Source organism: Tolypothrix sp. PCC 7601 (genome assembly GCF_025677855.1).
Taxonomy (GTDB): domain Bacteria; phylum Cyanobacteriota; class Cyanobacteriia; order Cyanobacteriales; family Nostocaceae; genus Aulosira; species Aulosira diplosiphon.
Genome location: NZ_CP064879.1, coordinates 8,672,320 through 8,695,888, shown reverse-complemented (window position 1 = coordinate 8,695,888; position 23,569 = coordinate 8,672,320). Strand labels below are relative to the sequence as shown.

Here is a 23,569-nt window from a genome sequence, read left to right as displayed (position 1 = left end):
GATTTTCTTGTGCTGATAGATGAAAATTTCTGTTTTAATTACAAGTTGCAGAGAAGAATGATGTTGTTCACTCTAAAATCAGAATAGAAGGTAAAGATTCGGGATAGGCTAAACGTAATAACTGGTAACCTAAGCCTGCACTTCCTTGGAAAAAGTTAGGTCTTAAAATAGAACTTGATAAATGAGATGACAAAGCATATTGGCCACTTTGTTTTGCTTTTTTTACTACCGATGTAGACTGTTGTCTAGTAATTTTTAGCCATTCTTGTTTGTTGAGTTTTTGGGATGCTAAGACAAACAGTTCTGCTCTACCCATATATCCACAGCAGAGATTGTCTATATCTGTACTGGGTACTCCATAATTGTAGGTAGTTTCTAAAGCTAGATTAATCTCAGATAAAGTTTCTTCTGTCTGTATAATCGATAAACCACCTAAACGAGCTAATCCAATTCCAGCGCTTCCATGACACCAACTATGCAAGAATTCGATAGCAGTTTTCTGTTCTGAGAAATGGAAATTATGTGAGTTTTGAGATGATTTTTCAAAGATGCTACGTTCATATTCAATAGCCTCTTTTGCAGCTACTAAAAAAGCTATTTCTCCTGTAGCAGCGTATAATCGTAATAGAGAAAGAGAAATGCCTGCTACTCCGTGAGAAAAACCAGTTAAATATTTTTTACTATCTATTGTTAACCATGCTTTAGAGGTAGCAGCACTTTGCTGAGATAATAAATGATGACCACAAGCAACTGCTATATCTAATATCGTTTGCTCGCCAGTTTGATAATAAAGAGTTAATAAACCTGGAATTGCTCCTGCTATTCCCCACATAATATCCAGCTTTTTGTCAGTAGCAATTACCTCTTTTGTCAGTAGTTTTGCGGCTACATAAGCGTCTTCTATCAGGCTTGATTCTTGTAAAATATCACTAATTTTACATAAACAATAGATAATACCACCGATACCCAAGATACCAAATTCTGACTGCTGTATTTCCTGACAAGGTTCTGCTTTTTTTAGCGATTTATGGAAATTTGATAAAGCAGCTAATGCTACTTCTTTAAATTCTTTTTTACCTGTATTTTTGGCTAAGGCAGCTAGAAACAAACTCACTCCAGCACGCCCTTGGTATAAAGAATTATCTAACGGCTTGATTTGGTAGCGATTAGGCTTAAACATATAATCGAAATTAATCCAGTTACACCCGTTAGAGTTGCAAATCGCATTGGAGACAAGACTATTGCCAATTTCTACAGCTTCTTGTAGGAATTCTTCAGGAGTAAGTGATTCAAATTGAGGAAAATTCCCTTGTAAAGCAGTATTGTTATTTGACAAATGAGCAAACTTGGCATCAAAACTCAACCGAATTAACTTAATTTGTAGTGCTAAGTCCTGTTCATTAAGATTTTTTAGTTTAGTAATTAACCTTTGGTAACTCGATGTTTGAAAAAAGTGCTTGATTGGATAGTCTAGTTCAAATTTTAAGTCATCACTATTACAGCATACAGAGAAATAGGGAATATCTTGCTGTAGTAAATGCTTCGTTTCTGCTTGCCAAATTGCCCAAGTTTCTGGATTTGCTTCAACTTTTAGCAAAGAACGGCTAAAAGTATCAATTAAGCTATTAATTACAATGCTATATTCTAGTCCATTACGTAAAGATTGAGGATTGAGACTGTTTTTAGCGACGATAGCATATAGTATGGATGGATGAGGGATAAATCGAGATTTTAATGATTTGATAGTTGATAGAGGGCTATATTGACCCAACAAAGTTTCTTTATTTTTGATGAATAAGCGGTATATCTCCTCAAAACCAGTGACAATTTCCTCTACATAGTTCCTGGGCGAAACAGGTTTACCTTCTAAAATTACTGCATTAGTACCAGAAGGAATAATTGCTGTTTTAGAAGTTAGATGCATTCCATCTGTATTAATAAATTTCCACTCTCTAGAAGCATTAACTTGTTGGGGATAAATATTGCCTAATACACTAGAATCTTGAGCATTGGCTGAGAATGTATTACCTTCCCAAGCAGGTAAAAATCCCGCTTTTAGAATAGAATATTGAAACCAGTCTTCTGATTCATCATTGCTTTTAACTATAGGATGCATTAAGATGTCAGCATCAATCAGAATTGGATATTCAGAATTGGCGATCGCATTTTCGGAACCACAGTCTTTAGCACCTAATACAAACAGCAGTGATAATAACATTCCTGCTCTTTTATAAAAGTTTTTGACTGCGGCTTGATTCTCACAAGGTTGGTGAGCAATAAATTCAACCCAGCCATATTCTTGTCGTTGAATAATTTTGGTGGTTTTAAATGGTAAAGATATTCCTTGTTGATTACACCAATCTAGTAAATTATTAAAAGCTACATCTAAGCTCAAATCTTTAGGTTTATAGACAATTTTGACCCCTGAATCAAAGGTAATGGCTAAAAGGCTGCGTCCACCACGATGACGGTTTGAGAGAGATGTTTCTATTTCTTGGACTTTTCCCAGGGTTGTATCTTCAGAGAAAGTCTGCTCAATTTCTGAGATATCAGCTTGTAACCATTGGATAAATTCAGTGGTATTAGTTACCCAAAAATTAATATTGATGGCAATTAGTCTTGCTAAAACGGGGTAACGTTCAAAAAACTTTAATCCTCCATCTTCAAGAATATTTTGAATGAATTGAACATACAGAATTCGACTGTCATTTTCTTCTATATGATTATCTTGATTTGAGCGCAATTTATCAAACTCAAATAATAATGTTTCGGTACCTAAACTTACTAGTTGTTGCAGTAAGCTATATTCTAAGGTTAAATATGCTTTTTTACTTAATAATTCTAAATCATGATTTGCAGATAATGCTGCCGATAATTTACGGCGTGCTACCAAGATAAATGGAAAATAAAAATCTTCAAAAGGTAAAGGTTTTTGGGAATCAAGGGGTAATTTTTCTGCTGCTTCTAGATTTAGTAAAGATATACCACTTTCAATTAATTCTTTTAGGGTTTCTGCCCAAACTGGTAATTTATCATCTTTACCAAAATCTGCTGTTACTAACAAGGGACGCACGGTATTTAAATCTAATCCATCCCAATGAAGACGTTGTTTTAGCTTTTCTTCTCCGCCAATTGCTTTACACCAATTTTGCAGACGTTTTTCAATTAGGTTTTGATCAAGTTGCTGAGAATTTATATTTTGATAACCTTTAGTATTGAGGTTTTCAGACAAGAAAGTAGCGTTAATAACTATTTGGGATATTTTTGAGTCAGATATTTTCATTTTATTATTCTCGATAAAATTCAGTGAAATAATTGTTAGTTACATTCGCTAAGATACTGCTAAGACTTGGTAAATATCTTCAGAGTTAGCATTGAGATGAACACGTTCTAAATCAATTCCTAGCTGCAAAAATTGCTCTTGAATTGCTTGTATCCGTCTTTGAGGGGAATTATCTCCTTGATACCAAGCGGTGATTAAACCATTGGCAATTATCTGACAGCGATTCATCCCAAAACTTTCTTGTTCGGCAAACTTTTGATTTGGTTCTTCTGCTAAACCTAAACCTGGTGCTAGTTCCTTGGTGAATAGAGGAATTTCTGATTTAAAGTGTTCACGATTTTCCAGATAAATCCTATTTAATGATTTGCTCAAGACTTCATAATCACTTTTGTCGAAATACAAGACTCCAGAATCGTAGCGATTATAATCTTTGGGATGGTACAAAACTTTAAATTGAAAAGGTATATTTATCTGATTTAAATGCTGTGTTATGTTACCCATGACAGCAATAGCACCTGCTGGGGTGAGATTGAAATATATCCGCACAATCTGTAGATTTCCTGCACTATGGCGAGATAATCCAGCATTACCAACTGCCATGTAAAAGCCGTTTTGGACAATATTTTTTGGCATTTTAATCGGAACTAAATCACCAACAACAGCAGATGTATGAGATGGAGGTAAATGTTTATCCCGTTGAATGTACAGCTTCAAACTACCCTTGCTAACTATTAATCTAACATCACTCTGTTCTTTTAATATTGACCATCCTGACTGAAAATATCCCTCTCCAGAATTACTTTCGTGCAACTGTTTATAAAAAACTACATCTACCCCTAAAACTGTATTATTTTCTAAATCTAAGGGTAAATTATTGTTTTTTTTATCTGCTGCTAGTTCACTTCGCATTGAACCGTTGTAATAAATACCATAAAGAAAACTTCGCAATTGTAAACTGAGATATTTTTGCTGCATTTCTACAGAAAATTTTTGAAAGCGTTCAACAGCTTCAGCAGGTACTTCTAAGGGTTGATAATCTGGATGGCGAATGGAAAAATCAGAGCGAATTTCAATATTTTTAACAATATCTTCCAGAACATTGACTAAGCGCTGATTGATATTAGGATGAAGCTGAGTTTGAGGAGAATTAAGTAATTGCATAATGATTGAATGATAAAAAGTCTATTAAGCAGTTAAAGCAGTTTGCTGAATTAATTCGCTTGTACCAATCGCACCAAAAATTGTTGGTATAGACTGTTCTGGACGACATAATAAACTTTTAGCAACCTGAAGCATGGCAATACCTGTATTGCCAAAAGATTTTTGATACTGAATCATTGCTTGAATTCCTTGAATCAAAGCAAAACCCGTAAATTGCATCACACGCAGCAAAAAATCAGGACGGTGTTTTAAAATTTCTGGGAATGTCTGCAAATAAACTTGGGTTAATGTCGCAATTGAAGGCTGAAGTTTTTCTAGGGGAGTCATCGCTAAACTTAGAGATTCTTCCAGACTCAAAGATTTACTGATAACTAAGCTACCCAGCCATAATTGGACGTAGCTGCTAATTAGTGTTCCTAAATCAAATGCGGGATCTCCCCAAGCAGAACGTTCCCAATCAATTATGCGGATAATATTGTTAGTTGATTGCTGCCAATTTTGATGAGCTAATATATTATTTAACTTGAGATCATTGTGAGTTAAACAACAAGGAATTACAGCATTACTCAAATCCTTCAAAGCTGTTCCTAAGCTATCAAAACGTTGATATAAGGCAAAAAACTTTAAACCATCAGCAGGTACTAAACCAAAAATTTCTGGTTCTATTATTTCTAAATACTGAACCATTCTTCTTACTTGTTCTGTGTAAGAATCATCTGAACCAACCGAGAAGAAAGCCTGATATTCTTGATGGTTGAAAGTATGACGATGAATATTAGCTAAGAAATTACCTATTGCTGCAGCGATTTTACTATCAAAAATTTTCTCTTTGGTGTAAAATTCTATTAAATCTTGATAATCGTCTAAATATCTTGCTACCAGAATGGAATTTTCTGCATCATAATGCAGTATTTCTGGTAGAGAAGGGCGAAGATGATTTAATTCGGGAAATTTTTGTACAAATTCTTGAATGCGCCACTCACTTAAAAATTCTCCCGATGCTTTCCCTTCGTGATTATGCCGTTCTTGCTTGACTAACAGCTTTTGATGATTTGGCAGTGTTAGTAATAAATTAAAATTTTTAGCAGATTTTAACTCTATGTCAATCTGGTTTGTTTCGCTTGGAGAACAAAGGTTATGTCTAGCTAAATAATCGCAGACATTCTGAGAATTTAATAAAAAGGTCATGGGTAACTGAAAAATATCAGATTTTGCATTTAGCAGATTACTGCTGTTAATTACTATCTTCTGCAAGGATTTGATATTTTTCTAGAATTGTGAAATTCTAAAAGTGACAAAAAAAATCTAGTTTGAACATATTATTTTGGGTAATTTACCTAGAAAATATCTTCATGAGTAGAGATATTGATTATCTAGAATGATTACTATAATATTTATGTCCTATTTTGATGCGATCGCACTTCATACCACCTCAGATATAGGGTTTAGCATTGCTAAACCCCTACACAAAATCTAGAATTTTGGTGAATTAGTATTAATTCTTCATCTTAGTCATTTACGCTAGGTTTTGGCATAAACCTTGCCATGAAAATCTGTCTTTCCCATGCCCTATGCCCATTTTCAAGCTAGCTTTTTTGCTGTTGATAAATTTGTTTAAACTGTTGTTGCTGAATCTTATGATCCACAATGGGGTCAGGATAACCCACCGCACGGCGTTCTAGTGGTGTGATTTTACCAGTTACTAAATATTCAGTATCTATAGACCGCAATTCTGGCAACCATTGGCGGATATATTCGGCATCTGGATCGAATTTTTGGGCTTGGCTAGCTGGGTTGAAAATGCGTATAGGTTTAGGGTCCATGCCACTAGAAGCACTCCATTGCCAACCACCATTATTGGCAGATAAGTCCCCATCAATCAATCTCTGCATAAAATATTTTTCTCCCAATTGCGGACTGATTAATAAATCTTTAGTCAGGAAACTAGCAACAATCATCCGACAACGATTATGCATCCAGCCGCTTTCGTTTAATTGGCGCATGGCTGCATCGACAATGGGGTAGCCTGTTCTGCCTTCACACCAAGCTTGATAATGTTCTTCGTTGTTTTCCCAAGGAAAGCTTTTGAAGGCTTCGCGGTAAGCACCCTCAGCTAATTCCGGGAAGTGATACATAGCATGTTGATAAAATTCCCGCCATGCTAGTTCTTGTTGCCATGTGCGGATGCTGGTTGTGGTTTCGTCGCTACGGCTATTTTCTAGCGTTTCTAGGGTAGTTTGCCAAACAGTGCGAATGCCGATCGCGCCAAATTTGAAAGCTGCACTCAGCTGTGATGTACCATCGATAGCCGCCGGAAAATTCCGCTGTTCCTGGTATTCATTAATCGCACTAGCGCTAAATTCCTCTAACCTTTCTTGCGCTGCGGCTTCTCCTGGGGGAAGAACTAATCCGCCATCCCAAATAAATCCTAAATCTTTGGCGGTTGGTAGTGGTATTGCTCCAGTTTGCTGGGCAATTTCTTGTTCAATAGCTGTTAACCCTTCGGCATTTTGCAGAGTTTCTACTGGTTTAGCTTTGGGTTTGCTAATCCAATTTTTCCAGAAGGGGGTATAAACAGTGTAAGGGGCATTACCACCTGTACGAATTTCTGCTGGTGAGTGCAGTATCTGATCCCAGTTTTCTGCTAAAAATGCAATGCCTTTTTCTTGGAGCGCATCAATTATAGTGCGATCGCGTTCTTGAGAATAGGGTTCTACATCCCAGTTCCAAAATACCGCTTTGGCATTTAACGCCGTAGCTAAGGCGGGAATTGCTTGCATGGGATTACCATGAACTATTAACAACTGGCTACCAGCTTCCGCATAGCGCTTTTGTAATGCTTGTAAGCAGCCAATCATATAAGTTACCCGCACCGAGGAAATATCATCCCGTTGGAGAATATTCGGGTCGAGGCAAAATACTCCTACTACCTTAGGACTTTGTTTGCGGGCTGCGGCTAGTCCTGTATTATCAGAAATCCTTAAATCGCGGCGATGCCAAAATAGAATTAAGTCAGACATTCCATTATTTTAATAGTTCGCTTGTACTAGCTTATAGTCTCGTGTACATATCAGCATCATTCTGCCGATAAATTTCTTGATTGGGGAATGGGAATGGGGACTGGGGATTGGGGAACTCGGGGCCCCCTCTGGGGATAAGGGGTAATGGGGATTGGGGACTGGGTAATTGGTAATGGAGTTATTGTTTTTGGTATGTGCTGGGTGATTTACAGATTTTTTTCATATTAATTTTAGGCTATATGTTTGCGGACGAATTCAATTACTTCTGTTAGTCCTTGTTGAGTTTTTAAGTTAGTAAAAATAAAGGGTTTATCGCCACGCATTTTTTTAGCATCTCTATCCATAACATTTAAATCTGCACCGACATAGGGCGCAAGGTCGATTTTATTAATTACCAATAAATCAGATTTTGTAATACCTGGCCCGCCTTTGCGAGGGATTTTATCACCAGCCGCGACATCAATGACATAAATGGTTAAATCTACTAATTCCGGGCTGAATGTAGCTGCTAAATTATCGCCACCACTTTCTAAAAATACTAAATCTAAATTAGTAAATCTCTGCTCTAATTGTTCAATTGCAGCCAAATTCATCGAAGCATCTTCGCGAATTGCGGTATGGGGACAACCCCCCGTTTCTACACCCAAAATGCGATCGCTTGCTAGCGCCTGAGAACGCACCAAAAACTGTGCATCCTCCTGAGTATAAATATCATTGGTCACTACAGCAATTTGATACTGTTCGCGCAACGCCTTACATAAAGCATCTACTAACGCAGTTTTCCCCGAACCAACTGGGCCTGCAACTCCGACTCGAAATGTGGTATTTGTCATTTGTCATTTGTTATTTGTCATTTGTTATTTGTCATTTGTCATTTGTCATTGGGTAATTGGTAATTGGTATTCTCCCCTTGTCCCCTTGTCTCCCTCATCTCCCACTCCCTAACTCCTAAACAACCTTGTATACTGCGTTTCATGCTGCATACTAGCAAGGGATAAGCCCCAAGTACAACAGGCGAGTTCATCATCTTCTAAAGCTAAAATTTCTACTGCGGCAATATTTAATAATGGCTGTAAGTCTAGCAATAATTGCTGTCCGGTAGTTTGTCCCAGAGGTATCAGCTTGACACCAGCTGTAATTAAATTACTAGCCCAACTATGCAGATATCCTAGTACAGCAGCTTGAATGTTGATTTGCCAATGAGCTGCTGCAATGCCAAAGGCGATCGCATAATTGCTAGGATTACCCACAGCATTCACCATCGGTAAAATTTCTGGTTGTAGTTTACCAAGTAATTGCATGAGCGATCGCCCCATCTGCCAGCTAGCAGCGCGTAACTCTGTGGTTTCTCTAGCAGCAGATAACCAATGGTTCCAAGAGGCTAATGCAGCTAAATCTCCGATTTTCGCTGATTTATAAGCTCTGAGCATCACAGCCGCTTCTATGCGAATTGCGCCATAACGTAGCTGGGATGCTAACCAGTCTTGCAGGTTTTGCTGATTGGTAATAGTATTTTGTTCAACTAAGGTTTCTAATCCTTCCGAATAACTATATGCTCCCACTGGTAAAGCTGGGCTAGTTAATTGCAAAATAGCTAAAAAAGAGGTATCAGTGAGCGTGATGTCCATAAGCTCCCTGTTCTGGCTGAAATGGTAAAATTTCTGCTTTAATTTCTAGCCCTAATTGTTCTAACATTGTTTGTAAAACTGAGTCGTGAGATAAGCGTAAATAATTAATTGTAATTTCTACAGGAACATGGCGATTTCCTAAATGGTATGCGGCTCTTAATAATAACTGCGGTGTGTTAGCAAAAACTGTCAAAACTGGTTCTGGTTTTGCTTTAATTCTCATTAAAATATCTTGCGTTTCTTCTAGGAGAATATCACCATCTTGCAGTACTGTACCTCTAGGTAAACGCAAAAATACCACCTGACCATCTTCTGTTTCAAAACGATGACGGCTACGGGCACGTTCTTCGGCTGTGAGAGGTAAAGTTAAGCTAACTACAGCATCGGAATTAGGTGGTTTAAGTTGGGTAAAGGTCAACATAAATAAATTAAATATACAGCACTTTTGAAGTAAGTGAGGTACATCATGAGTAATGAGTAATGAGTAATGAGCAGGAAATTTACTTATTACTCATTACTTTTTCAATTAGTCGCTGTACCTCATAAACATCGAATCTGTTGTATTGTTATTGAGATGATTGCAGCAATTGCCGGATGCTGATTTCCAAATATTGTAGTTTAACAGGCTTTGCTAAATAGTTGTTAGCTCCAGCAGCTAGACAACGTTCGCGATCGCCAGGCATAGCTAGAGCCGTGAGTGCAATGATGGGGATATGGACAAGTTGGCTATCTTGACGGATGCGTGCGATCGCCTCTAAACCATCTACCCCCGGCATTTGAATGTCCATTAAAATTAAGTCGGGATGTTGAGTTTTGGCAATGGCGATCGCTTCTTCGCCATTACCCGCTACAAGCAGACGGAAACCTTTAGCCGCCAGGTAATAGGAAATGCTGAGGACATTGGCTTCGTTATCTTCGGCTAACAAAATCAAAGGGTTATCTCCCCCTGGTTCTGAGATATCTGTTGCGCTTACCGCTAGAAGATCTGATTGAGAGGGCGGATTTGGCAAGGAAATATCTGTGGAAAGACAGCTTGAAGGTAAACGAACTGTAAAACAACTGCCCTTTCCTACCTCACTAGATAAACTGACTGAACCCCCATGCAACTCGGCAATTTGTTTCACCAAGGTTAATCCTAAGCCAGTTCCTTGATAGCGGCGATTGAGTTTGCTGTCAACTTGAACGAAAGGTTGAAAAAGCTTATTTTGAAAGGATTCGGGAATCCCAATTCCTGTATCACTGACGGAAAAACAAAGAAATTCTTCTGCAGTGGGAGATTGTGATTCCTTTGTTACTTCTTGTTCCAGATGAACATCTAGGGTGACTCGCCCGCCAACAGGGGTAAACTTGATGGCGTTCGTCAGCAAATTAATCAGCAACTGACGTATCCGCAGTTCGTCCACGGCGATATATTCACAGTCACTCGCAAGGATCGTTTGTAGTCGAATTTCTTTTTGCTGCGCTTGTTGCCTGACAAACGCCACGCTAGAATCACAAAGATATAAAATCGCTACAGTAGAGATATTCAACTCTAGATGACCAGCTTCAATTTTGGAAACATCTAAAATATCGTTAATCACAGCTAAAAGGTGTGTTCCACTGTTGTGGATGCTGAAAAGCGACTTTTGTTGACGTTCGTTGAGTGTCCCAAAAATTTTTTCTAGCAATGCTTCGGAATGTCCGAGAATAGCATTCAGGGGAGTGCGAAGTTCATGACTCATGTTAGCCAGAAATTCGCTTTTGGCTTGGTTGGCAAATTCTGCTTGACTTTTGGCTACAGCCAGTTCTACAGTTCTTTCATTCACGCGCTGTTCTAGATTTTCTCGATCTAACTTCAATTGCTTGGCCATAGTATTAAATGTCTGGGCGAGAATGCCAACTTCATTTTGAGTAATCACTGGTATATGTTGATTTAAGTCTCCTTGCGCTAAACGTTCCGCAGCTTTGCTAATGTCTAAAATCGGCTGGGTAATCTGCCGAGACAGCAAATAAATTGCCAACATTAAGAAAGCAGATGCCACACAGCCGAACAATACAATGCTTAAGGCTAAACGATCTGCGGGGGCAAAGGCTTCCTCTTGACTCATTTCGGCAATGAATCCCAAACTATACTTGGGCAACCAACGATACACGCCAATCACCAATACATCGTACTGGTTGACGTACAATCCCATACCATCTTGCTGGGCGATCGCGCGATCAATGGCTTCGCTTTTTAGTGGGATAGTGGAAGATAAATTTGCTGCTTTGGGTAACTTAAAAGCCGCTGTGTTTAAGAAAGCAACAGCGTTTAAGTTAGATTCTCCTACCAAATAAATAGCTTGAGTTTTAGTTTTGAGGGTGCTTGCTAACAATAAATTTCGGAGTTCTACTAAATTGAGATCCATTACCATAGCTCCCATTTGAATCCCTAAACTATCCTTTAAGGGAGTCGCTATGGTGATGGTTGGTTTTTGTTCGGAATTTAAATAAAAATTAGGCGCGATGGAAACCAGATTTTTCTCTGTTAGATAAGTTACAGGATAACCTGAGGGTAAATATTTATATCTCTTTTGTAAGGAGTCTGAGCAAAAAACCACAAAACCGCTATTTTCTGTAATACAAATATTGCGAAGATTAGATTTAATGGCTGCAGTTCGATTTAAGTACTGTTTGAGACGCTCGTCAGCCGCTTTTCGCTCTGGGGAATTTTGCGGTTCTAGGAGTTTTGGCACAGCTTCTCGAATCTCAGTTTGTTGTGCAAGTTGCAGCACATCGCGCAATTGATAGTTTATCCAGTAATCCAGTTCTTGAGATTGAAAATCTAAGGAATTATTTAAACTGTTGACAACTTCTCTCTGCAAATCATGGCGAGAATACCATGAGGCACTAGCAGCACTCACCCCAATAGCAATCCAGGAAATGACAGTAAACCGATAGACCAGTTGATATAATAAGCTGTTGCGATTCCAAATACTCATAGTTTGTTCTCAAAGCTTTGCCAAATATTTTGGATCTGCTCAATTCCCCAGTTAGCTGCTTCGGTAGGTGAGGCATTTTTGCAAATCACGCGGTGAATGATTTGTGCCCAAAGTTGCTGCATATAAATCTTGCTGAAGATGGGGTGCAGTTTGTCATACTCAGGTAGCCGAGGCCGATTGCAGATTGCCAGCGCTGCTGCAGAATGATGATCGGATGGATCTTGCCACAGGGGATCATTTAACAGTTGTGGCATCGTCGGCAAAATTCGGCCGTTGAATCCGTGAATTAGTTGCCGGAGATTATCTGGTTTCAGCAAATATTGCACAAAGTCTAAGGTATCTTGGGAGTTTTGGCTGTGTTTGAGAACCAGAATTTGGTTAAGTACTCTAGGTGCTTGCAAAGTTGTGCCGTCTAGTTTTTTGGGGTAGGTTGCCAAGGTACCAATATCTCGATATCGCTTGGCGGCATTCTGGTTATACTGATTATTCTCTAATTTTTGGGATCTAGGAATCGATAAGGTCATGTTAAGAGTCATCAGGATTCTATGGTTGAGAAATGCAATATTATTACCTGAACCCGACCATGCTAGAGTATCTTGTGGCACGTAGCCTTGTCGGTAAAAATTAGCAAAATCCTCAATGATATGAATGAAATTCTGTCTGTTATTTGTATCATTGAGAATGAGTCCGTTCTGATGAGTAGCGATTTTGACATTATGGGCATCTAAAAAAAGTTGAAAAGCGGCTATGGTGTCAAAGCCGTTTGCAGACATACACAAACCCAAACCATATAAATCAGGGTGTTGATGCGATCGCAATTGGGTTTGTGCAGTTTTCCAGAACTGCCAAAATTGATGCCATTCTTGGGGAATGTCGGTTTCGGTATATCCTATTTCCGCTAGGGAGTCTTTCCAATAATGAATATAAGCATCCGATTGACCAATAGGCAAGGCATAGTAACTGCGATCGCCCCGAACTTGATTGTGATAAAGGACTTGGGGTAATACGTCTGGATCAAAACTGGATGCGATCGGCTCAATCAAATCTGATAGATCGAGTAGATGATCTTCCCATGCTAATAGAGGTGCAATAATTTGATTAAAAGTAATTGAAAATATAATGTTAGGAGCCTTAACATTATTGGGATTTTTCCAAGTTTCTAATAATGATTGTTCAATAAAATCATCGGAAACCAACTTTAAATTAACTTTCTTCCCTGTGAGCTGCTTCCATGCGGCCACTAACTGAAGAATGCCTTGGTTTTCTCCAGGTAAGTATCCACGCTCCCAGAGGATAAAAGTTTCTGGATTGGCGACAGGAGAATTAAGTTTTAATTCAGTTCTATCTAAATTAACACAACCTTTGATACCAGATAAAAATAAGCTGGAAAAAGATAATTTTTGGAATTGTCTTCTGGTGATCATTATGGTTTTTAATCATGGTAGTAATTTTGTGATTTTTAAATAAAGGTTTTCCCAGTTGATAACTAGACTTTTAGATAAATATTCACATGAAGCTGTATTAGTGGAAATAAAATTAGCTTTGATAAATACACTAGTATTGCTACTAATTCAGTCAAAATTCAAAAGTCAAAATACCAATATTCTCAGCTTTTGCTCTATGAGGAATAGAGATAATCTACAACCCTAATGTTTGTAAAAATGCCACTTGAACACGAAATACAGCGTATTTCAGGTAAATTGAGGTATGCGGGTAGGGGCAAGGCATTGCCCATACGTGTCAACTTAAGCTTAAAGCTATATAGGGCTGGCGTTGTACAAAAACTTTCGCCCTCATCCCCTAACCCCTTCTCCCCCAGGAGAAGGGGAATTAAATCTCTTGCTCCCCTCTCCCGGCGGGAGAGGGGTTGGGGGTGAGGGCGAAAACCTAGCTACAAAGCGGGTTTCACGTTAAGTTGACACCAATGGGCAGTGCCTTGCCCTTACAATTATCTGTACCTCACCAACTTGCAATCGGCTGTATTACTAATATTTCAGCTTCGCTCATAAAATTTAACCTTAGAAGCATTGAACTATCAACAAAATCTCCTGACACTTAATGAATCACGCATACTTTTAATATTGCTAGCTTCTTTCTACCACAAAACTGCAGCACATCCTAACTAGGAGTGCAAAGTTAAATATACATTTGTTATTGTGAACTCGCGCAATCACATCAATAATTTTGCGTAAGTACTTATCTGCGATCGCCACACTACAAAAAACTCTAAAAACTCAGATTTATGATTATCTTAAGTGTGTTTTTTCTGTTGCAAATTTTAAAAAAAATAGGTGCAATTTAACTTAAATACGTAAAGTTTTGTATGTGTTTAATTTTGTTAGAAGAGATTGAAAAGACATATCTGTCTGCTGTGTGAATATATCATTAATTTTTCTCATGGTAAACAAAATCAAATAGATGATGTGCCATTTGTAATTTAGAACAAGGTGGAACTTCTCTATGTCTCCCTTGTTTATCTAAAAATACTGCCTGATTATTATCACTGCCAAAACCACTATCAGTTTTATCAATGGGATTGGCAACAATGGCATCTAATTTTTTATGCTGTAACTTTTCTACAGCAGGAGTAATAATATCTCCAGTTTGGGCGGCAAATCCAATTATTTGTTGATGTGGTTGCTTGAGTTTGGCTAATTCACCCACAATATCTGGTACAGATTCCAAGGGTAAAGATTGGGGAAGCGATCGCTTGGGTAATTTCTCGGTACTATAATCTCTGGGCTTGACATCTGCGACGGCGGCGGACATAACTATCACATCTGCATTAGTGAAATATTCCCCCATGACTTGCTGCATTTGTTCCGCATTAATTACAGGAATTGCTTGCACTCCCAAGGGGACATTCCAACTAGCAGGGCCATGTACTAGGGTAACGTTTGCCCCACGATGCAAGGCAGCTTGAGCTAAAGCCAAGCCCATTTTACCTGTGGAAGGGTTACCAATAAACCTGACTGGGTCAAGATATTCTCGGGTTCCGCCAGCACTAATTAATACCCGCTTCCCTGCTAAATCTTGTTTACCGCCTGTATGCAATAACGATTGAATGTAAGTCAAAATTTCTGGGGGTTCTGCCATCCTTCCAGCACCAACGCGATCGCAGGCTAATAATCCCGATGCTGTGCCCATTCCATGATATCGGCTATCTGTCAACAATTGCCGCCAATTGCGCTGTACTGCTAGCTGTTCCCACATATCTGTATTCATTGCGGGTGCTAGTAAGACTGGACAGGTAGAAGCCAGCACTGTATTTGTGAGCAAATTGTCAGCCATGCCATAGGTTAACTTGGCGAGTGTATTGGCTGTTAATGGCGCAATCACCAACAAATCTGCCCATTCACCCAATTCTATATGTAATGGCCGCGAATGAGTGGGCTGCCAAAACATATCATCCGTATAAGCCTGATGACGGGAAAGAGTAGCTAAAGTGAGGGGGGTAATAAATGCTTGCGCTGAATTGGTGAGAATGACACGCACTTCTACACCAGTTTTAAATAGCGAGGAAACTAATTCACAAACTTTATAAGCGGCGATACCCCCGCCTACACCAATTAAAACCTTAGATGTGGAATTAGGCATGGGTAAAAAGGATGAAGGGTAAAGGATAAAGGCTGAAATGAAGAGTATTTAGTAAATATGTTGTTGCTTTCATCCTCATGCTTCATCCCGATGCCTAAACTATTGTTGACGAATAGACACTACAGTCATGGAAAAGGATGGAAGATGTTAGCCAGGTAATTTCATCTTTCATCCTTCTACCTTCATTCAAGCTTCGTCATAGGGTTCTAAGTCCAGGAGGTGGATATAGGATTCCACTAACTCCGGCCGCTGAAATGCGATCGCTCGCAGTAGATGCCAATCGTTTAAACCCTCAAAAGCATTGCTATAATTATCTAGCTCTAGACGTGCAGCTAGCTCCTCAACTTCTGCTGCAGTCATGGCAGCAATTTCTTTTCTGGAAATGCCTAGAGTTTTCATAATGCTTGCCCCTCCCTTATGCAGCATTCGTACCCAGCATGGGTTGGGTTATGCTTTTCACGGCCACCCAATATATCTTACTCATTAGATGGCGTGGATTTTGTAAAAATTTTCCGAATTTATACGTTAATTTGTAAAAAAATTACAATTGAGATTAGGCAATTGCATTCACCACAAAATTCCGTAGCAGGTCTAACATTTGCTGACCAATTTCATGCCCCATGTTAAATTCTTGGTATTGTACCTCAACTCCTATAGATTCTAGGGTGTCTCTGGCTTTTACTGCTGCTAAAAGGGGCACAACCTGATCTTGTGTACCATGTGTAATTAAAGTCGGCGGAAAACTATTTTTAGCTACCTTACCAGCATCAGGATGCAAATAACCACTCATTGCGACTAAACCAGCTAAAGGCAAATTTAATCCCACATCTAATGTCATTGCTGCCCCTTGTGAAAATCCACTGAGAACTGTCCGCGATAAAGGCACACCAGTAACATTTTCTAAAGATAGCAACCAATCTGTCAGTATTTGCCGACTTTCTGGCAAACCCTCATACATATTTTCTGATCTCAAATCATACCAAGCCCTACCAATAGGGGCATAGGGATAGGGATAAGGCGCATTAGGAAACACAAAGTGATAATCTGGCAAATCAAAAAACGGTAATAGCGATGCCACATCATCGGCATTAGCACCCCAACCATGTAAAGTTACGATTAAGCCCAAAGGTGCTTGTTCGGTTTCTGGAGGAACTGAGATAAATTCTAAAGTTTGAGTCATCAGTAAATAACAAATCGCTGTTAAAAAATAATCCTAATGCAAAGTGAGGGGTTGGGGCATTGGGCATTGGGCATTGGGCATGGGGCATGAGGGAGATGAGGGGAGAATAGCAATCACCAATTACCAATTACCCATTCCCCATTACCCCTTCCCCATTCCCCTTCCCCAATCCCCAGTCCCCCATGCCCCATGTAAAATAATCTTCTGTCTTTCAATGTTTGTACCAAAGGAAACTGGGGAATTATGGCGCGTCTGGCTTTGCTGAGTGTATCTAATAAAACTGGTTTAATTGACCTTGCCCGCAGCTTGGTGGAAGAATTTAACTTTGATTTAATTAGCAGTGGCGGAACCGCTAAAGCAATTAAAGAGGCGGGGATTCCTGTTACCAAGGTTTCTGATTATACGGGTTCACCGGAAATTTTAGGTGGTAGAGTCAAAACCTTACATCCCAGAATTCATGGGGGGATTTTGGCAAGGAAGGATTTTCCGCAAGATATTACAGATTTAGAAAATAACCAAATTCGTCCGATTGATTTGGTTGTAGTTAATCTTTATCCTTTTGAAGAAACTATTGCGAAACCAGGTGTAACATTACCAGAAGCCATCGAACAAATTGATATTGGCGGCCCAGCGATGTTAAGGGCTTCATCAAAAAACTTTGCTCATCTGACGGTGTTGTGTGACCCTGCCCAATATGATGAATATTTACAAGAATTACGTCAACACAATGGTGAAGCTTCTTTAGAGTTTCGCCAAAAGTGCGCGTTAAAGGGGTTTTTACATACTGCTAGCTATGACCAAGCGATCGCATCCTACCTCATGCAAGCCCAGGATGGTGAATCGTTACCCCAACAATACAGCATCTCTGGCAAACTCCTGCAATCTCTGCGTTATGGCGAAAATCCCCATCAAGCGGCTGCTTGGTATGAAACAGGTAGTACTCCCACGGGTTGGGCGGCTGCAAGTAAACTGCAAGGTAAGGAACTTAGTTACAACAACTTGGTGGATTTAGAAGCTGCACGCCGGATTATCTCCGAATTTAGAGATACTCCCGCCGCAGCTATTCTCAAACACACTAATCCCTGTGGTGTGGCTTTGGGTGATTCTCTCAAAGAAGCTTATGAAAAAGCGTTTAATGCTGATGCTGTTTCTGCCTTTGGTGGTATTGTTGCCTTAAATCGTCCGATTGATGAAGCGACTGCAACGGAATTAACCAAAACATTTTTAGAATGTGTGGTGGCTCCTGGCTGTGAAGGCGATGCTCAAGCAATTCTCACAGCTAAATCTAAGGTGCGCGTCCTGATTTTACCAGATTTGACCACTGGCCCCAAAGAAACAGTAAAAGCGATCGCAGGTGGTTTGTTGGTACAAGCTGCTGATGATGCGATTTCTGATACTAGCAAATGGCAAGTCGTCACCGAACGCCAACCTACAGAAAGCGAATTAGCCGAATTACTGTTTGCTTGGAAAGTTTGTAAACACGTCAAATCGAATGCTATTGTTGTCAGCCGCGATCGCACTACACTAGGAGTCGGTGCCGGACAAATGAACCGTGTTGGTTCTACAAAAATTGCCCTAGAACAAGCAGGAGACAGAGCAAAAGGCGGCTTCCTCGCCAGTGATGGCTTTTTCCCCTTTGATGATTCCGTACGCGCCGCATCAGAGGCGGGAATTACAGCCATTGTTCAACCTGGAGGTAGCCTGCGCGATAAAGACTCCATCAAAGCTGCCAATGAATTAGGCTTAGTTATGGTACTAACTGGTGTAAGACACTTTTTACACTAGTTTGCTTTACGTGGTTGTGACAGTTAATCAACTGTCACTTAGTCTACTTGTGGTTTGTTGACAATAATGATATTTTTTAGTTGTGTGTGAGGAGCAAGTTGAAAAGAAAAAACGCCTGGGGTGGAAACACGGCAACACTCCCGGGCGTTTTTTCATTGGCACACATCTCTCAAGAGGATTTCCGAGGAACTTCCAACTATCAAAAATATCTACTCAAAGAGAGAGCAGAAAGCAGGGGAGAAGAACTGTCATACTGAGTCTATAAACTGAGCGTTCGAGTTTTCCCTTTGTCCTTGTTAATCTATAGTTGCAATCTCAGTAGTGGACTGACATAGCTAATTTGATGCAATAGCAAAAATTCATTTCATCCGCGTTTATCTGCACGGCAGTTGCTTCTCCCAAGGGGAGACGCTACGCGAACAAGTCGGGGAACCGCAAGGGCGCACTGCCTTGTTTATCTGCGGTTAATTTCATCAAATCTATTGCCTCATTTTAGGCGTATCAGTCCAGTAGGATGCGTTAGCGATAGCGTAACGCATCCTGTTCGGGCTGAGATTTTTTCACAAATCAAATTGGATTCCTATAGAAAATGATTATCTTGGATGAATGTGCCGTCTAGGCCCCCATCCGGGATTGACAATACCTGCTAAATCTTCCTCAGATAATTTGTCTAGTTCGGTTTCTAGTTCATCGACTGTGAAGTCGTAACCACGTTCTTTCGCAATTTGAACGAAAGCTTCTGGATTCGCTGTTGCTCTGAGCTTTTGCTTTAATGCTTGATCCTGTTTTACAGCTTTTAAAAGTTGGGCAGCATTTTGTCGTGGCATGACAGTCCATCTCCTATTTTAAAAATTAGATTTGAACCTATAATTTGACTGTTGTCGTCTTGCCCAGTCTCAAACTTTAGTAGAGAAGATTCTCACTTAAGCTTATAAATTTAGATTTTAAGACTTCAAGATAAAATAAATTGATTTTGACAAGAAAATATAAGTTTGTTCTCAGAGATAGCGGGAATTAACACTTAATTTATATCCCTAGGAGGAAGACAAAATCAAATAAGAGGAAAAAGTGAAAGTTTTAAATTCACAAGTGAAATGTTTCTCAATACTATTTTTAAAGTTTTAAGTTTTATAAGCTGTTCCACATTTAACTTGCATATATTGGGCAGGCAAGATGCCCACCCCCACAAGAAATATACAATTTCAGATTATGTAAACCAGATGTGGTTTAGCTTACCAATTTAAATAAATCATGCGAGGAATAGATATGGGTACAGCAATGCTGTACCCTGATAAATGTATTGATATGTCATCAGAATTCATTGGAATTACTGTTAAATCCGAAATCCAAAATTTCGACGAGTTTAATTAGTAATTCAAAATTGTTATTGCTCAATAAATTTTGCTTCTCTTAAGTTTGACAAATTTAATTGAATTTTCGTATCAACTAATTGATTACCAACTGCTACTCGTTTACCAGTAATCCAAACCTCTTGGGGTTGACATTGATAAAACCTGCGGGGTGAATCATTTAAATAGTCTAATGCTGTGCGATTATGCTTTTTAGTCGCTCGCTGTAAAAGCAACTGCAATACCATTTCGGCTGCGTTTGGGTTTAATTCCGATCCAGTTCCAGTCAGATATAAACCTTCTACTGCACCTTCAGAAATGCTGGAATCAAAAATCGCGATCGCAACTCTGCCATGATTATTGTATATGTGCTGCGAATGCTGAGATGCGATCGCGGAACTCCAATAAATATTCCAGTCCTCATCATAGGCAAACAATAAAGGCGAAACCCAAGGATAGCCATCAGCCGAACAAGTAGACAAAGTGCAATAAATATTCTTGGCGATAATCCGACAGGCTTGAGCAATAACTTCAGGATTTTGAGAATCGATTGTATTTACCCATCTGTTAGTTGGGCTTGCTGGTTCGAGCATGGGGAATGGGTAATTATGTATGTCCTACAAAACTTTACATCCTTCGGTTTAATCGTGCCTAGTTACTTCCTGGGAAGTTTCCTGGACTGGCCAACGAAACAATCTTGGCAACTGCGACAAATTTACAATATAGCTTGTAGTCCATATCACAATTTCTAATAGTAATAAATTTCTTACCCACATCAGTTCGGGTTGCGAAGCCACAAGTATTGAACCCTCATAAAGCTGCCAAATACGGTAAGGTACGTATAAATAAGGCACCATTACCCAAGTGAGTGATTGAAACTTTTTGAGCGTTACAATTTCTGTGATGATTTGTAATCCCAACATCACGAAGTAGCACAGCAATATAGTCAATACACTGTCGTAGCCCCAGGCTATACCCCACAACAGCATTACCACTAGTGGCACTACAATTCCAAACACCTGTATGGTACCAAACCAGATTTTATACCATCTTGGCAGGGGTTCAGGTAGACTGATCGGCTTTGCATTTCTCCAAAACCAGCCCACAATTACAGTAAAGAATGTAACAAGTAAGAAAAAGAGTAAGTTTTCTATAAATAGGTAGAGCATGATAGTCTGAGCATCTTTAAGAGAGCAAAGAAAGCAGAGCAGAAATTCCCAATCCCCATTACCGATTACCAATTACCAATTACCAATTTTTCAAATTACTAATACAGCCGACCCTGTAATTTTGCCACTCCGCAGGGCATCTAAAGCCTCATTTGCTTGAGTTAGCGGAAAGGTATTAATTTCTGTGCGGATGGGGATTTTGGGTGCTAAAGCGAGAAACTCCTCGCCATCTTGACGAGTCAGGTTAGCAACAGACCGTAATACTCGTTCTTCCCAGAGAATTTCGTAGGGAAAGGCGGGAATATCACTCATGTGAATGCCTGCACAAACTACCGTACCGCCTTTAGCGACTGCCCGTAAAGCAGCGGGAACTAGTTTACCTATAGGCGCAAAAATAATTGCCGCATCTAAAGGTTCTGGGGGTAATTCCTCTGAGCCTCCAGCCCAAACTGCACCTAATTGACGGGCGAATTCTTGCCCTTCGATATCACCACCACGAGTAAAGGCAAATACTTGACGCTGTTGATAGCGGGCTAGTTGAATCAATATATGGGCGGCTGAACCAAAGCCATAAAAGCCAATTTTTTCTGCATCGCCAGTCATGCGATAAGCACGATAACCAATTAAGCCGCCACATAACAAAGGTGCAGCTTGCAAGTCAGGGAAACTGGGGTCTAGAGGAAAGCAGAAGCGATGGTCAGCAACAGTGTAATCTGCATAACCACCGTCAATATTGTAACCTGTGAATTCAGCATAATCGCAGAGATTTTCACGATGGGAAAGGCAATATCGACAGCGATCGCAAGTGTGACCTAACCAAGGAACACCAACCCGCTGACCAATAGTAAATTGCTCAACGCGATCGCCTTTTGCCTCTATAGTACCGACTATTTGATGCCCAGGTATTAACGGTAATTTGGGGTGAGTCAATTCTCCATCAACTATGTGCAAGTCTGTGCGACAAACAGCACAAGCGTGGATGCGAATTAATACTTGCTCGGGATTGGGTTTCGGCATTGGTAAGTCTGCTAATCGCAGGGGTTGGCGTGGTGCCTCTAGTATCATTGCACGCATAATTAATGAAGAAAAGTTTTCTACTTTTATTTTCTGTCTAGAGGAGTCCTGAGTCCTGAGCCAAAAGTTGTAGAGACGCGATTAATCGCGTCTCTACTCAAAAGTTAAAAGTTCTTCCCCTTGTCCCCAGCAGTCTCAATGTGCAAATTAAATGCTTAAAAGCTGAGTATTTCCTAACACCCAATCTCGTAAAAGAGAGTTAACTTGGTCTGGTATTTCATCATGAGGACAATGACCCGCAGATAGAAAATGTTCTTGTAGTTGTGGGTAATATTGGCGAAACTTTTGAGAACGTTCTCTAGCATTCATCCAAGGATCGGCTTCTCCCCACAACAACAATAAAGGACAAGTTAATTGTTTTAGCAATACATCAACTTTTTCTCCTTGGGGAGTACTAAAAACTGACACAAACACATCCAATGCACCAGTATCGTAAGCTGGTCGATAAATTTCTTCTATTAACTGGTCTGTGATTGCAGTTTTATCTAAATAAACTTTCTCTAGGGTTTGGCGAATTACCCAACGTTGGCGCACATATTGAAATAATAAAAACTGGGCTAAAGGTTGCTGAAACATCCACTTCACACCATCCCCTAGCAACTTTTGCAATCCTGATTCTTGTTTGGGAGGCTGAATTTGTGATTGCAAAGCTTCCGGTTCAGATGTTGGTTTTTCGATGCTAAAGGGGCCTGCACTGTTGAGTAAAACTACACCAGCTGCACTATCGGGGTATTGTGCTGCAACGCACAAAGAAGCATAACCACCTAGGGAGTTTCCTACTAAAACTGCTTTTTGACCAATGATTTCATTAATAAAATCGTGCAGTTGGTCGCGCCACAAGTCGCCACTATAATCTAGCTTCGGCTTGGCTGAACGTCCGAATCCTAATAAATCGATCGCAAAAACTTGAAAATCTTGGCACAGTCCTGTGATATTTTTGCGCCAGTGGTCTGTAGAAGCACCAAACCCATGTACTAATAATAAGGGTGGACGTTGCGCTTGTTGCTCTCCGGCTCGTACATAGTAAACTTTATGCCCGCGCCATTGCCAGTATTGGCCAGGTATAGGAGTGGTAGAAGGCGCTGTTGTTACCTGCATGATTTAAAGAAATGTGAAGTAGCTGTTAATAATTGTAATGCAGTATTTTCCGGTGCTGAGTTTTGAGTGCTGACTAAAAAATACAAGTCTCTTAGGACTTATATTTGATATGTAGTGTGTGTAGTAACGCAACGCACCGATGCACTATCAACAATTCAAAGTCCTGTACCCTCAGCGATAACATATATTACTGAGCTAACTCAATACTTGTCGGTTAAGGGCAAAAGGGGAAGGAGAAAAGGGGCAAGAAAAAACCTTTAACCCT

At 39.8% G+C, this 23,569-nt stretch carries 18 protein-coding genes; 1 reads left to right on the top strand and 17 read right to left on the bottom strand.

Annotated elements, in window-relative coordinates; genetic code table 11:
- Nucleotides 1-67: 67 nt before the first annotated feature.
- The 12 genes from HG267_RS35275 to HG267_RS35220 form a co-directional block, all read right to left on the bottom strand.
- On the bottom strand, nucleotides 68-3,283 hold the full coding sequence (locus HG267_RS35275; protein WP_045870711.1) for a type 2 lanthipeptide synthetase LanM family protein: 3,216 nt from the start codon (nucleotides 3,281-3,283) through the stop codon (nucleotides 68-70).
- Nucleotides 3,284-3,331: 48 nt separating this feature from the next.
- A complete protein-coding gene (locus HG267_RS35270) occupies nucleotides 3,332-4,444 on the bottom strand; it encodes a T3SS effector HopA1 family protein (protein ID WP_045870710.1) in 1,113 nt (370 codons plus the stop codon).
- Between the two features lie 24 nt (nucleotides 4,445-4,468).
- The gene (locus HG267_RS35265) at nucleotides 4,469-5,632 is read right to left on the bottom strand and encodes a phosphotransferase family protein (protein ID WP_045870709.1); all 1,164 of its coding nucleotides are present in this window, start codon (nucleotides 5,630-5,632) and stop codon (nucleotides 4,469-4,471) included.
- Nucleotides 5,633-6,030: 398 nt separating this feature from the next.
- Nucleotides 6,031-7,464 carry an FAD-binding domain-containing protein gene (locus HG267_RS35260; RefSeq protein ID WP_045870708.1) on the bottom strand — a complete coding sequence of 478 codons (1,434 nt, stop codon included), beginning with the start codon at nucleotides 7,462-7,464 and terminating at the stop codon, nucleotides 6,031-6,033.
- 230 nt (nucleotides 7,465-7,694) lie between these two features.
- Nucleotides 7,695-8,297, bottom strand: a complete 603-nt coding sequence (gene ureG, locus HG267_RS35255) for an urease accessory protein UreG (protein WP_045870707.1) — start codon at nucleotides 8,295-8,297, stop codon at nucleotides 7,695-7,697.
- Between the two features lie 108 nt (nucleotides 8,298-8,405).
- Nucleotides 8,406-9,092, bottom strand: coding sequence for an urease accessory protein UreF (locus tag HG267_RS35250; RefSeq protein ID WP_045870706.1), 687 nt, complete (start codon nucleotides 9,090-9,092; stop codon nucleotides 8,406-8,408).
- Nucleotides 9,073-9,513 carry an urease accessory protein UreE gene (gene ureE / locus HG267_RS35245; RefSeq protein WP_045870705.1) on the bottom strand — a complete coding sequence of 147 codons (441 nt, stop codon included), beginning with the start codon at nucleotides 9,511-9,513 and terminating at the stop codon, nucleotides 9,073-9,075. Before ureE ends, HG267_RS35250 begins: the two co-directional genes overlap by 20 nt.
- A gap of 145 nt (nucleotides 9,514-9,658) precedes the next feature.
- Nucleotides 9,659-12,052, bottom strand: a complete 2,394-nt coding sequence (locus HG267_RS35240) for a hybrid sensor histidine kinase/response regulator (protein WP_052335207.1) — start codon at nucleotides 12,050-12,052, stop codon at nucleotides 9,659-9,661.
- On the bottom strand, nucleotides 12,049-13,476 hold the full coding sequence (locus HG267_RS35235; protein WP_045870704.1) for an ABC transporter substrate-binding protein: 1,428 nt from the start codon (nucleotides 13,474-13,476) through the stop codon (nucleotides 12,049-12,051). The genes HG267_RS35240 and HG267_RS35235 overlap by 4 nt, the downstream gene beginning before the upstream one ends.
- A 961-nt stretch (nucleotides 13,477-14,437) precedes the next feature.
- The gene (coaBC, locus tag HG267_RS35230) at nucleotides 14,438-15,649 is read right to left on the bottom strand and encodes a bifunctional phosphopantothenoylcysteine decarboxylase/phosphopantothenate--cysteine ligase CoaBC (protein ID WP_045870703.1); all 1,212 of its coding nucleotides are present in this window, start codon (nucleotides 15,647-15,649) and stop codon (nucleotides 14,438-14,440) included.
- A 186-nt stretch (nucleotides 15,650-15,835) separates the two neighbouring features.
- Complete coding sequence (locus HG267_RS35225) at nucleotides 15,836-16,048, bottom strand: DUF2555 domain-containing protein (protein WP_045870702.1); 213 nt, start codon at nucleotides 16,046-16,048, stop codon at nucleotides 15,836-15,838.
- Nucleotides 16,049-16,202: 154 nt separating this feature from the next.
- Nucleotides 16,203-16,829: an alpha/beta hydrolase gene (locus tag HG267_RS35220; RefSeq protein WP_045870701.1), complete on the bottom strand. Its 627-nt coding sequence runs from the start codon at nucleotides 16,827-16,829 to the stop codon at nucleotides 16,203-16,205.
- A gap of 243 nt (nucleotides 16,830-17,072) precedes the next feature.
- Between HG267_RS35220 and purH the strand changes: the two genes are divergently transcribed.
- Nucleotides 17,073-18,614 carry a bifunctional phosphoribosylaminoimidazolecarboxamide formyltransferase/IMP cyclohydrolase gene (gene purH / locus HG267_RS35215; protein ID WP_045870700.1) on the top strand — a complete coding sequence of 514 codons (1,542 nt, stop codon included), beginning with the start codon at nucleotides 17,073-17,075 and terminating at the stop codon, nucleotides 18,612-18,614.
- A gap of 593 nt (nucleotides 18,615-19,207) precedes the next feature.
- Here the strand turns inward: purH and HG267_RS35210 are convergent.
- From HG267_RS35210 to HG267_RS35190, 5 genes are all read right to left on the bottom strand, one after another.
- Nucleotides 19,208-19,441, bottom strand: a complete 234-nt coding sequence (locus HG267_RS35210; RefSeq protein WP_045870699.1) for a Nif11-like leader peptide family natural product precursor — start codon at nucleotides 19,439-19,441, stop codon at nucleotides 19,208-19,210.
- A 557-nt stretch (nucleotides 19,442-19,998) separates the two neighbouring features.
- Nucleotides 19,999-20,556, bottom strand: a complete 558-nt coding sequence (locus HG267_RS35205) for a pyridoxamine 5'-phosphate oxidase family protein (RefSeq protein WP_045870698.1) — start codon at nucleotides 20,554-20,556, stop codon at nucleotides 19,999-20,001.
- Nucleotides 20,557-20,604: 48 nt separating this feature from the next.
- On the bottom strand, nucleotides 20,605-20,967 hold the full coding sequence (locus tag HG267_RS35200; protein ID WP_309227664.1) for a hypothetical protein: 363 nt from the start codon (nucleotides 20,965-20,967) through the stop codon (nucleotides 20,605-20,607).
- A 255-nt stretch (nucleotides 20,968-21,222) separates the two neighbouring features.
- Nucleotides 21,223-22,206, bottom strand: a complete 984-nt coding sequence (locus HG267_RS35195) for a zinc-dependent alcohol dehydrogenase family protein (protein WP_045870697.1) — start codon at nucleotides 22,204-22,206, stop codon at nucleotides 21,223-21,225.
- 147 nt (nucleotides 22,207-22,353) lie between these two features.
- Complete coding sequence (locus HG267_RS35190) at nucleotides 22,354-23,304, bottom strand: alpha/beta fold hydrolase (protein WP_045870696.1); 951 nt, start codon at nucleotides 23,302-23,304, stop codon at nucleotides 22,354-22,356.
- Nucleotides 23,305-23,569 lie beyond the last annotated feature (265 nt).